At 62.7% G+C, this 12,417-nt stretch carries 8 protein-coding genes and 1 pseudogene; 1 reads left to right on the top strand and 8 read right to left on the bottom strand.

The features are described 5' to 3' along the window. Positions 1-339 precede the first annotated feature (339 nt). On the top strand, positions 340-636 hold the full coding sequence (locus ACVIJ6_RS25175) for a DUF736 domain-containing protein (RefSeq protein WP_456774911.1): 297 nt from the start codon (positions 340-342) through the stop codon (positions 634-636). A 117-nt stretch (positions 637-753) separates the two neighbouring features. Here ACVIJ6_RS25175 and ACVIJ6_RS25170 read toward each other — a convergent pair whose 3' ends face one another. The 8 genes and pseudogenes from ACVIJ6_RS25170 to ACVIJ6_RS25135 all read right to left on the bottom strand — a co-directional run bounded on the left by ACVIJ6_RS25170 (position 754) and on the right by ACVIJ6_RS25135 (position 12,373). Further along, positions 754-3,195 (bottom strand): TOTE conflict system archaeo-eukaryotic primase domain-containing protein, encoded by a 2,442-nt coding sequence (locus ACVIJ6_RS25170; protein ID WP_456774910.1) that lies wholly within the window; start codon positions 3,193-3,195, stop codon positions 754-756. A 197-nt stretch (positions 3,196-3,392) separates the two neighbouring features. After that, positions 3,393-3,632, bottom strand: a pseudogene (locus ACVIJ6_RS25165) (DUF736 family protein); the annotation flags it as partial. A gap of 452 nt (positions 3,633-4,084) precedes the next feature. Continuing rightward, positions 4,085-4,561: a hypothetical protein gene (locus tag ACVIJ6_RS25160; protein WP_456774909.1), complete on the bottom strand. Its 477-nt coding sequence runs from the start codon at positions 4,559-4,561 to the stop codon at positions 4,085-4,087. A gap of 246 nt (positions 4,562-4,807) precedes the next feature. Next, entirely contained in the window at positions 4,808-5,746 is a 939-nt protein-coding gene (locus ACVIJ6_RS25155) for a DUF2493 domain-containing protein (RefSeq protein ID WP_456774908.1), read from the bottom strand. A 370-nt stretch (positions 5,747-6,116) separates the two neighbouring features. After that, positions 6,117-7,157: a DUF7146 domain-containing protein gene (locus tag ACVIJ6_RS25150; protein ID WP_456774907.1), complete on the bottom strand. Its 1,041-nt coding sequence runs from the start codon at positions 7,155-7,157 to the stop codon at positions 6,117-6,119. 1 nt (position 7,158) lies between these two features. Continuing rightward, the gene (locus ACVIJ6_RS25145; protein WP_456774906.1) at positions 7,159-11,508 is read right to left on the bottom strand and encodes a strawberry notch-like NTP hydrolase domain-containing protein; all 4,350 of its coding nucleotides are present in this window, start codon (positions 11,506-11,508) and stop codon (positions 7,159-7,161) included. 147 nt (positions 11,509-11,655) lie between these two features. Beyond that, positions 11,656-11,979, bottom strand: coding sequence for a DUF4326 domain-containing protein (locus ACVIJ6_RS25140; RefSeq protein ID WP_456774905.1), 324 nt, complete (start codon positions 11,977-11,979; stop codon positions 11,656-11,658). Positions 11,980-12,130: 151 nt separating this feature from the next. Next, positions 12,131-12,373, bottom strand: a complete 243-nt coding sequence (locus tag ACVIJ6_RS25135) for a DUF6117 family protein (protein ID WP_456774904.1) — start codon at positions 12,371-12,373, stop codon at positions 12,131-12,133. Positions 12,374-12,417 lie beyond the last annotated feature (44 nt).

The raw sequence follows: 12,417 nt of genomic DNA, 5'->3' as shown, positions 1-12,417 counted from the left end.
GCAGAGCGGTCTGGTGCCGGTGACATGTCGTCATCGCCGCGGCGGTGCTCTGAGCCGGCATCTCCTTCATGCTGTCCAGCCTGCGAACATCGCGGGCCTTTTTGATGTCGGATCACGCCCCAGGATGCGGTCGCTTCGCTCCCCGGCCTGATCCCCGCAACGGCTTGCAGTAACTTCTTTCCCCGCTGCTGCGCAGCTTCCTCGCGCGACAAACAAGTTGCCTTCAGCCGTCCTGCGCTGCGCTGCGGGCCTTAAGGCTGCGGGTCGGCCGTCCCGGTGCTTCGGATCGCCATCAAGGCCGCGATGGTCGCGGGCTTGAAACAGCAAACGGAGATTATCATGGCCCAGATCGGTACCTTCACCCGCAGCGAAGACGGCGTGTTCGCCGGCACCATCAAGACGCTCTCGCTCAACATCAAGGCGCGCCTCGTCCCCGCCGATGCATCCACCAACGACAAGGCCCCCGACCTGCGGGTGCTGGTGGGCAACGTCGAGATAGGGGCCGCGTGGCACCGCACCTCGAAGGAGAACACCGAGTATCACTCGGTCAAGCTCGACGATCCCTCCTTCCCGGCGCCGATCTACGCCAACCTCTTCAAGGGCGAGACCGACTACACCCTGGTCTGGTCGCGCTGACCGACCGCTGCCGCGACGGCTCGCCCGCCGAGCCGTCGCGGCTCTTCCCTCGGGATTATCACACCGAGCACAGTAGCGTAGCGCAGGTAGCTGCTTGGACGTTATCTTCTCGATCGGCTATTCGATCGCATAGCCGAGCGCTCTGTATCCGGTTCGCCGCTTTGCAGCCATGCGAGCCAGAACCGGCACAGCGCTATCGACGTAGTCGACAACGAGAACGTCTGTTTTCCCGTCATGTTGACGATGGAGCCGGCCAACGTACTGGGCCAATGTTCCTTTCCAGGAGATAGGCATGGTCAGGAACAACGTATCGAGCCTGCCGTCATCGAACCCTTCCCCAATATACCGGCCTGTGGCTAGTATCAGGCGCTCCTGATCGTCAGATACACGCAAAGCCGCTTTGGCGATTTTGCGCTCGGCAGCCGACATGCCGCCACGCAGAACGACGAGATTCTTTACAAACGGTGAGAACCGATTCCGAAGGTATTCGAGGTGATCCTTCCGCTCGGTCAGAACAACCGGCGAACGCTTTGCCTCCAGCGATTTCAGGACATCATCGAAGATGAGATCGTTTCTCCGGCTGTCCTGAGCCAAAGCGGCGTAAATCGCTGGCATAGACGGCCGTTCCGCCGACGCCAGCAATGCCGGCAATTCAAATTTCGTCGAGCGATCCCGCGCGCGGTGATGAATGCCACGTTCGAAAGCCTGCTGCCTGGCATCAACTCGATGACGGACAGGGCCGCATTGCATGAAGATGATCGGATGATGCCCATCCTTGCGCGCGACGGTCGCAGAAAGACCCAGAACAAATCGTGCTTTTGATCGACGTGCCACCAGTTCGAAGCTCGCGGCAGACAGATGGTGACATTCATCAACAACGAGGTGACCGTAATCGGCTACGAGATCCGAGACTTCACGGTTTCGGACAAGGCTCTGGATCAGCGCGACATCGATGACCCCGGTCGGCTTCCGCCGCCCGCCGCCGATAATTCCAATCTGTTTCAGATCAATGTTCAGGAAGGATCGCAGCCGTTCGACCCACTGATCGAGCAATTCGCGCCGGTGAACAAGGACAAGCGTATTTCGGGCGCGTCGAGCGATGAGCGCCGCAGCCACAACGGTTTTTCCAAATGCGGTCGTGGCAGCCAGCACGCCATGATCATGAGGAACAAGTGCGTCGAAGGCTTTCAACTGTGGCCGTCGCAATTCTCCCTGGAAGGACAGTTCCATAGGCAGCGGCTTGCCGATTTCACGATGATCTTCCAAAATGCCGGCGGCGCGGTGGATTTTGAGGAGCTCGATTGCTTCATCGAGGCAACCCCGAGGCAGCGCCACGTGCCGCGGATGAAGCTCCGCACATGAGATGATCCGCGGCTTGCCGAAGGTCGGCAAGCGCATGGCCTGGGCACGATAAAATTCGGGATTCTGGAACGCTGCCAGGCGAATGAACTGTGCAGTCAGGGCCGGCGGAAGCTCGGCTCTGTCAATGTACACCTGATCCGCGACCACGACTTTGATACTCTCCGGTATCGCAGCCTCTATCCGGCGGGGTTCGCTGCGACGGGACGGCGTCATTCGCCAGGGCTCGTCAGCATGCTCGTCTTCCACGGGCATCCGGACCCCGAGAAGCCGACCCGACCGTTCCGCCTCGCCGGCGATCCTGAACGCCGCATCAGCCGAGAGCCTGGGCAAGGATGACAGAAATGCCCACTGGTCGTCATACGGCAGTAAATTCCCGTCGACGAAGACGCTATTGCCATTTTCCCGCGCCCTTCTTTGCAGGGGAAGAGCAATCAGATTGCCGAAGCCGCCGATCGGCATCGTATCCTGATTGGGAAACAAACGATCATAAGAGGTGAAGCCGATCTCCGGACGATTTTCCATCGTTTCCGTGATCAGGGCGGCGCCGAGTTGACGTGCGGTCTTTGCCGGAACGGGTTCGGAGAAGAATATCCAAACGTGGCCCCCGTTGCCTGATCTCGATCGTTCGAGAGCGGCAGGAATTCCCTTTGCAAGACAGGTATCAAGCATCGCCCTGGCATCTTCCGTCCAGCTTTCCTTGTCGAAATCGGCCGCCAGAAACCAGCATGTTTCATCCTGCAGCAAGGGATATACCCCAGCGACGAAGTCGCCCTCACGCAGATTGCCGCCACCGCGAAGGTGTTTTTCGATAATGTCATCCGAAGTCGGAATGAACGCCTGATGAGGACATTCCCCGCATTTTACCTTCGGCTTGCCGCATATTCCCTTCGCCCATTCGTTGGCGCAAGCAGGAGAATATCCTGCGCGGCCCGCCTTTCTGTTTTCCCATCGAACCGGGAAAACGTTGGGGCGCCCGGCGAACAGATTGCGGAACAACGCGACCTTGTCCGCCGACGGCGAATTATTGGTGACCGGCGCATCCACAAAAAGCGACGGTTCATCGGAAAGCCTGACAGACGCCAGCTTTTGCTCAAGCGTGGCGAGCGCACTTTCAAGCTCAGCCCGCTCAGCATCCAGGGCTGTCAGGCGCTGACGAATACGAGCGATTTCTTGTTCAGCTTCTTTCTCGTCTACCAAAATCAAAGTCCATGCCGGCGGCGAACGCGTCACCGGTCAGCATAGCCCAAAGAACCTTCAAGCTTAAGGTGGCGAGCACGGAACTTGGGCCGTTCCGCAGGTCAACAGGTTGGGATTATGCAGAGCAATGAGGCACAAAACGCCCGGAATCCAACGCTGATTTACCCAGAACTCCGCATAATACCTCACTCCGCATAATCGGCTCGGCCGACGTAGACCCGGTGGCTCGGCGCGTTGTCGTTGGTCCGGTCTGTCTCGGGGACGATGCGGACGCCCCTGGTCTGAAGGCTCAGGGTGACGATCTCGCCCTGGAATTCCTGGCCGGACTTCTTGAATGAGCCGATGTTAGCCATGTCACTTCTCCTTGCTGTTTTCGAGCTCCGCGACCACCGCGGCCTCGATGGCGATCTGAAAGCCGAAGGCGATCGACGCCGCACCCGCTTGGGCCGAAGCGCAGCGGAGGATGGCGGCGGTGAGACTTTCTTGTCTCGCGAGGAATGGGCGCTAGCCCAGGGGAAGAAAGTCTCACCGCCGCCGTTGCGGTTCAGGCGATCGAGGCGCAGCCGGCCTTCGGCTAGATCAAGCCAATGAGAGGTGAGGTGCTCGCGTGCGCTGAACAGCATTTTGGAGAGGTGCCAGCTATCGATCGGCCCACGCAAGAAGCCCCACATTCCCGGCGAAGGAAAAGAAAACCTGGCGTACAGAAGGGCGACCCCGTTGTCGCCGGGCAGACAGAAGACAACGCAGACGGCGCGAGACACTCGATCGTAGTCGGCTAAAGAGATCGACCGGCTCCATCGAAGTGTCAGAGAGGGCTACGATGTCTCGGTCATGCCTGACGGCCGGATATCCGCGCCGATCCCAACCGACAGCGATAGACCCGCAGGCGTCACCGGCCCGCGGTCGCCGCTCCATTCGGTGACTGATTAGGGCTGAGTGCAACCCCCGGTCCGAGAGCGGGGTCGGTCTGCATCGACATGCGCGCCCAGGCGGTGCTCCCGATAGCGACGGCGCCAAGCATGGCGACCGGCTCCTGCCACCATTCCGAGGGAATGCCGACATGCGCAAGGGCAAGGGCCACATGATATCCGGCACACGCAGCCGGAGCCGCGAACAGTAGCCCGATGAGAAGGCGGACAACGGGACCGCGAGCGATAGAGAAAGCGTACCGCCCGACCGCGAGTATGCAACAGGCTACGATGAAGCCAATGACGATGGCCCCAAACGAACCCATCGCGGCCTGAAATGAATGGATCCCTGCGGTCATGCCGACGAAAAGCGGGAACGCATGGATAGCAAGCGTGAACAGCGCCCAACATAGGACACCTATTCCGACGACGTTGAGCAGAATGCCGATAATGAGCATGGTGATGGCTCCCGTGACAGGGTTTCAGGGATCGCGCCTTCCACCACCACCACGGCGCTATCTCCTAGGGTAGCCGATCCCGCGGGCACCTGGAATCCCCTGCGGTGCTGATGGTGAGAAAAATTCCGGCATGGATGCGACGTGACGAGCGTGCCCCACTGGGATCGCCGTTGGGCGTAGAGCGGAAAAATCGGTGCCGCTCTATTGGTGATGATTTGCGTCCGGTTGAAGCAGTGGTAGCGGCGCTCACGCGCCGCCGTTGCCGAATTTCCAGACGGGGATACCGAGCTTCCGTGCCTTGTCGGCCAGGTTTTCCTGAATGCCGGTGCCGGGGAAGACGATGACACCGATCGGCAGCACGTCGAGCATCTGATCGTTGCGCTTGAAGGGGGCTGCCTTGGCGTGTTTGGTCCAATCTGGTTTGAAGGCGATTTGCGGAACTTTGCGGTGATCGGCCCAGCGGGCGGCGATACGTTCGGCGCCCTTCGGTGAACCGCCGTGCAGCAGCACCATGTCGGGATGCTTGGCATGGACCCGATCGAGCTTGTTCCAGATCAGGCTGACATCGTTGAAGTCGAGGCCGCCCGTGAAGGCGATCTTCGGACCGGGAGGCAGCATGACTTCGGTGTCGGTCCGGCGCCTGGCGGCGAGGAAGTCGCGGCTGTCGATGACGGCGGAAGTCAGGGCGCGGTGGTTGACCTTCGAACCGCTACGCGGGTGCCAGTGCGACCCGGTCTGGCGGGCGAAGTGTTCGGCGGCGTGGTCGCGGAAGAGTTCCATGACATCGCGGCGTTCGATCAAACTCATGCCCTCGGCGGTGAGACGCTCCAGTTCGACCGAGCGGATCTCGGAGCCATCCTGGTCCCGCTGGCTGCGCTTCTGCGCCTGTTCGTTGTCGTCGAGCTCACGTTCGACCCGCTCGTTGGCACGGTGGAAGAGATTGACGGTCGACCACAGGAGGTCCTCGAGGTCGGGTTCGAGGCGGGTTTCGCTTAAGGTCGCGGTGAGTGCGTCGAAGATGTCGGCGACCGCACTGGTGACGGTACGGACTTCCGGCAGCGGTCTGGGGTCGGGCTCATCCTGGAAGGGTCGATAGCCGTGGAGCTGGAGCTCGGTGAGGATGTGATCGGTCGGGGATGTCGCCTGCGGCGGCTCATAGGCCTGTTCGTCGTGGTCGATCGTCATGGTGGCGTCCTTTTGTCGGATCGGCCGCGCCCATCGCGGCCTTCATGGCGACGAAAGGCGGCGGGCGGACCGGACCTGCACCGCCGAGCGAAGCGACAGCGGCCGTAGCGCAGCGGAGGATGGCGGGAGCCGGCTATTTTGTTTCGCGATGTAAAGCGGCCCCCCGGGGTCCCCATCGCGCTCGCGCGATGGGGTGGGCCTTGGGACGCGACGGAAAATAGTCGGCGGACGCCATTGCGTGGCCGGACCGCTTGCCGCAGGGTCGCCCTCTCAAGAAGGCCGTGGGCGCGGTCCTCTCCGCCAACAAGGAAGCGCGCAAGTCGATTGCACCTCGTCAGCGCGCAGCACCCGCCTCATCCCCTGTTCCCGTCTAAACTCCCGTGCTCAAAAACCGGCCAACGTCCTCCGGGCTGAGCTGGATCCGCAACGCTGCCCGTAGCGCGTCCACGTCAAAATTCCGCAGATCCTCGTTGAAGTCTCCACCCTGCGGCGACAGCACCATCGCCTCGATCCCGGCCGACTGCGCCCTGTCGAACAGTCCTGCCACCGCACCATCGCCCGCCGGATCGTTGTCGCGGACGATATAGAGACGGCGTAGCGTTGCCGGGAACAGGATGGCTCCGAGATGCGCGGCCGAGAGTGCTGCGACCATCGCCATATCAGGCATGACGCAACGAGGCGACAGCATGGTCTCAATGCCCTCGCCGGCCGCCATCACGTCGCTTGCCGGACCGAAACGAACCGCGTGCCCGAGAAGGTGACCCATCGCGCGGCGTGGGGTATCGACTGGCGCCTTGTCGCGGCCTGACGGATCGAGCCAGGTGCGGTGCGCGCCGGTGATGTGGCCTCGCAAATCGGTCACAGCCGCGATCATTGCGGGCCAGATTTCGGTCGGCGCGTCTGCGTCGGGACGATAGTAGCAGCGCGGATGGAATCGCAAGCTGTCGATGCCATGCAGGTCAGTGATGCCGCGTCCCCGCAGATAGGTTTCCACGACCGTCCCGGCAATCGATTTCGACATGCCGAACAGACGCCGTGACGATTCCGGTGAGCCGGTCGGTACTGGAGACCAGCGCGGCCGATAGTCCGACTCCGGCTCGGATCGCGGCAGGCTCAGGAAGCGTCGTGCCTCCTCCATGACATCGCGGAAATCGACCAGACCGCAACTCTCGCGGATGATATCGAGGAGATCGCCATGTTCGGCCGAGGCGGCATCAGTCCATTTTCCGGCCAGGCGCCGACCACCGTCCCTGCTTTCTAGGCGGACGAACATCGATCGGCCCGCCGTGTTCTTGACGTCGCCGACCTGCCAGTAATTGCCGACGCGACGGCCGTTGGAGAGATAGTGACGGCACACCGCCTCGGCCTCGCGCGCGAGGCGATACGCCAGTTCTGCCGCATTGCGCGGCATGTCACGCTACCGCCCGATCGGCGATGCGCGCAATCGGATAGCACTCCAGCACCTTGGCGAGGATCGCAGGCCCCGTCGCATCGACCGGGACAAAGAAACGCAGCTTCCAGGAGATGATCTCGCCGAACAGGCCGTAGGCGCGCAGCCGATCCCGCATCGGTTCGGTGAAGCCGGTCAATTCGACCCGGTTCGCACCCATCACGCGGACGCGCCTGACCTGAAGACCCTCGGTGAGATCAAGGATGGTCTTGCCATCGATCAGCACGGCGAAGGCGACGTCCGGCGAAAGATTGGACGTCCCGGCTTCCAGCGCACCGGCGACCCACGCGGGCGACACCTTGCGGCCGATGATGCGCTCACCGGTGTCGGTCTGGAGCCGATACACCCGTGTCGATTCGTTCGGCAGGCGCTTCCAGATCGGCAGCAGTAAACCAGCGACAATGTGGATCTCGCTGTCGGTGAACTCCGGAATCTCGGCGACTTCGGCCTCCCAGGCGCGGGCGAAGCTGTCGCGGTCGACTTCCCGCCAAAGGGTCTGCGGCATCATTGCCAGCGGGATGGTCGGATGTTCCATCGGACGGATCAGGCGAACCCGGCGTTCGACTTCGCCGTCGTCGAGCATCAGACTTCGGGCCGGAACCTGCACGGCGGCGCGGCCCGACTGGCTGTTGACCAGAGGAACCGCGCGCGGATCGGAGAGACGCGCCAGCGCCTCATCTGATGTGACCGGCCGGTTGCGCTCGCGCTGGGTAATGATCAGCAGCCTTGTCTCTGCAGACGTGCCGGGGTGGGTGTAGATCGTCTGCCGGCCGGCGACCACAAAACTCTCGGCCGTCAGCGTTTCCAGTCCAACATCATATGTGCCGGACGCGATGGCGCCCTCGATCCGCGCCGTCAGCAACTGCTCGAACGCGGTGAACAGAATATTCTGAAGATCGATGGTCAGCGCCAGAAGACGATTGAGAAATGTCGTGATCGGCGGCAGCTCATCCCGAATGCCGTTGGAGTCCATCAGCTTCAGCCCGGTCGCGTCCTCGAACGCACCCAGCGAACATCCCTCGATCTTGCCCATCACCAGCAAGAGATAGAGTTGGCGCAACGCATCGCGCGCGTAATGACTTTCGAGATTGTCTTCAGGCCGGAACAGGCCCTGCCCGCCGGTCTGGCGCTGCCCCTTGGTGATGGCGCCGAGCGTGTCGAGACGACGCGCGATGGTCGAGAGGAAACGCTTCTCGGCTTTCACGTTGGTCGCGATCGGCCTGAACAGCGGCGGTTGCGCCTGGTTGGTGCGGTTGGTGCGGCCCAATCCCTGGATCGCGGCATCGGCCTTCCATCCGGCTTCCAGGAGATAATGGACTCTGAGCCTTCGGTTCTTTGCCGCGAGGTCAGCGTGATAGGAACGCCCGGTGCCTCCAGCGTCGGAGAAGACGAGGATGCGTTTCGTGTCATCCATAAATGCCTGGGTCTCGCCAAGATTGGCGGAGCCGGCGCGGTTCTCGACAACCAAGCGATCGATTCCGTCCGCCCCTCGCTTGCGGACGATCCGCCGCGAACGTCCAGTGACTTCCGCCACCATGTCGGTGCCGAAACGCTGCACGATCTGATCGAGCGCGCCGTGCACCGGTGTCAACGACGCCAGTTTCTCAATCAACCGATCGCGCCGCGCGACGGCGTCCCGGCATTGCACGGGTTGGCCGTCACGATAGACCGGACGCGACGACAGGTTGTCTTCGCTATCGGTAAACGGCTCGTAAAGCTGGGTCGGAAAGCCGTGTGCCAAATAATCCAACACATATTCGCGCGGCGTAATGTCGACCTGGACGTCGCCCCATTCCTCCGTCGGGATTTCGGCAAGGCGGCGCTCCATCAACGCCTCGCCGGTGGAGACGATCTGGATCACGGCGGCATGACCGTCCCCGAGATCGCGATCGACGGATGCGATCAGCGACGGCGTCTTCATCGCCGTGATGAGATGGTTGAAGAAGCGCTGTTTTGCCGATTCGAACGCGGACCTGGCCGCGGATTTTGCCTGCGCGTTGAGCGTGCCCGTTGCGCCCGTGATGTTCGCCGCCTGCATGGCCGCTTCGAGATTGTTATGGATGATCGAGAAGGCGCCAGCATAGGCATCGTAGACGCGGATCTGTTCGTCGGTCAGACGGTGCTCGACCAATTCGTAGGCGACACCCTCATAGGAAAGGGAGCGGGCCGCATAGAGGCCAAGCGCCTTCATATCGCGGGCGAGCACTTCCATTGCCGCGACACCGCCAGCCTCGATCGCCTCGACGAATTCCGCGCGTGTCGCGAACGGAAAGTCCTCGCCGCCCCACAAACCGAGGCGCTGGGCGTAGGCGAGGTTATGCACCGTGGTGGCGCCGGTCGCCGAGACATAGACGATGCGCGCGTTGGGCAAAGCATGCTGCAGGCGAAGCCCGGCGCGGCCCTGCTGCGAGGCCGCCTGGTCGCCGCGTTCGCCCTTGCCGCCTGCGGCGTTCTGCATCGCATGAGACTCGTCGAAAACGATCACGCCGTTGAAATCGGCGCCCAGCCATTCCACGATCTGTTTGACCCGCGAAACCTTCTCGTCACGCGCGTCGGAGCGCAGCGTGGCGTAGGTGGTGAAGAGGACGCCCTGCTCCAGACGGATCGGCGTGCCCTGTCGGAATCGCGACAACGGTGTGACCAGCAACCGTTCCGGACCAAGCGCCGACCAGTCGCGCTGGGCGTCCTCGATCAGCTTGTCGGACTTGCTGACCCACACCGCACGGCGACGGCCCTTTAGCCAGTTGTCGAGCAGGATGCCGGCGACCTGACGGCCCTTTCCCGCGCCAGTGCCATCTCCCAAAAACCAGCCGCGCCGGAAACGCACGGCATTGTCTGCGTCCTCGCGCGCCGCGCAGACGAGGTCATAGGTCTCGTCAACAGTCCAGGATCCCGCAAGGAACTGAGAATGCGCCTCGCCGGCATAAATGACGGACTCAAGCTGCGCGTCCGACAGCAGGCCGTTGGTGATGACATCAGTCGGAAGGTGCGGCCGATAGGAAGGGAACGGCGGCGCCACCGACGCCATCGCGGCTGACTGTACCAGCTTGGTGGGATGTGGCTGAGCGCCGGGAATACGGATCGACTGAAGTGCGTATTCTTCATAAAGCGCTTCGGTGATCTGGCCACCCTCAACTGGAGTCCATACGACGGTCTCATAGGTGAGTTCAACGGCCGCAGGATCCGACGTGGGAGCCACGATACCGGAGGGACGCATGACGTAGGCGCGGACTGTTCGCGGAATGGCCGGACGCACGATCGACGGAGCGGCAACAGCCCTCGCGATCGGCAACCGTGCTGGAACGTGCTGCGTGACCCAACCAAGCAGCGTGGCTACGCCCGGCGCCACGCCAAGCGGCGGCGGAAATGCCGTCGCATCGCCCGCGGGCAACCGGTCGATCACCGTTAGGCGGGTCTCGATGGTGGTACCGTGCTTCGCGAACACCGCGCCGGCGATGGCTGCGCTGAAGACGACGCGCCCGCGCTCCCCTAACCGGATAAAGGCATCGCGCCAGACCGGATTGTCCGGGGAACAACTGGCCCCGGTGATGGCGACCAACCGCCCGCCCTCGGGGAGCCGCGCCAGGGCCGACGCCATATGTCGCAACGCGGCGTCGGCCATGCGGCGATCGACGTTGGCGATGACCGAGAATGGCGGGTTCATCAGCACGACGCTTGGCGTGACGCCAGTGTCAAGATGATCGTCGATATGAGCGGCGTCGAAACGGGTGACGGCGACGCCGGGAAAGAGAAGCGAGAGAAGCTCCGCGCGGGTCTCTGCAAGCTCGTTGAGAACGAGCGGCGCGCCCGACAGCTCGGCCAGGATGGCGAGCAGACCCGTACCGGCCGAAGGCTCCAGCACAATGTCATCAGGCGTGATCGCAGCCGCGGCGCTCGCCACAAGCCCAAGCATAATGGGCGTGCTAAACTGCTGAAGCGCCTCGCTCTCTTCGGAACGACGGGTGTGGGTGGGAAGCAGGCCGGCGATCTTCGCCAGCATCGGCAGCATCGCGGCCGGGGACGCAGCACGCGTGCGCATGGCCGGCCCGAACTTGCGAACGAACAGAACGGTCGCTGCCTCACAAGCGTCGTAGGCCGTCTTCCAGTCCCACCCGCCATCGGCATCGGAGGTCCCAAAGGCGTTTTCCATCGCCATGCGCAGGACCGACGCATCGACGCGCTGACCGCGCTCAAGATGCAGAAGTAGATGTTGCGCGGCCCTGGCGATCGCGCCGGCCTTGTTCAGAGAACCGGAGGCAGCGGAAAGCGGCGCGGCCGCGACAGCGGCCACGGAGACGGAAGTCGATGTCATGGGAAGAACCTCGAAAGAGCTGGGGAAGGATCAAGCCGCGGGGCGCTCTCTCGACCGCGCCGGCTCAAACCCATCCCGGCCAAGCTCTTCCTCTCAAAGCCCGGGGTTACGGACGGTGTCACGTCCGAATTGAGTTCGGCGCCCGGCCTAACCGCACCTCCATGCCCGATGGCCGGTTTGACCGCGCCACCACGCGATCCTGTCTTCGCGGGATGCGTTGGCGAGCCACAGCAAGAGATCGCCATGGCATGCGAGCGGTGCGCAGAAGCAGACGAGGTTGTGCCCGCGCAGCTCGTCGAGCGCGCGTAGCAGATGATGCTGATCGCCCAGCCAGCGATCATGCCTAGCGATGACGCTCGCGCGGTCGCCGTCAGGGCCTATCCTGAACGGATTGCCCCATTTGCTGCCGCGGCCGATGTAGATGGCACCTGCGGGAATGCCCGACTTGCGCTTGTTGAGAACCCTGCACATCGCTATCGCCTCCTGATCTTCCCGTTGCGGTGAAGAGGTCGGAAGACGCGGTTCAGGCTTCGCATGTCACGCAACGCCGAAGGCGAAGCGGAAACGGCTTGCCCGTTGACATGCGAGCCGCCGCGGCCAGACCCGGTTCACTGCAACGGGATCAGGTCGGCGATTGTCCCGGCAGGGTTTCGGCAGGCGGCAGATAGGCGTCGTAGGGATTGCCGTCGACGAGATGGCCAAACGGCGTAAAGACGTAATCCGTGCCGTCACGCCCGATAGCGCAGATGACATATCGGGCTTCACCAGTGACCGCGTCGATGCATTCCATCAGCGCAAGATTGCCGTCGGATGCAGCGTGCAGCAGGCTGTCGAAATTCTTGCTGATATAGTCGGGGATACTCATGGCGGGACTCCAAATAAAAGCGCCCGGCGGAGGGCCGGGCGACG

This window comes from Bradyrhizobium sp. USDA 4369, from assembly GCF_054056435.1.
This window is presented reverse-complemented; position numbering and strand designations above follow the sequence as displayed.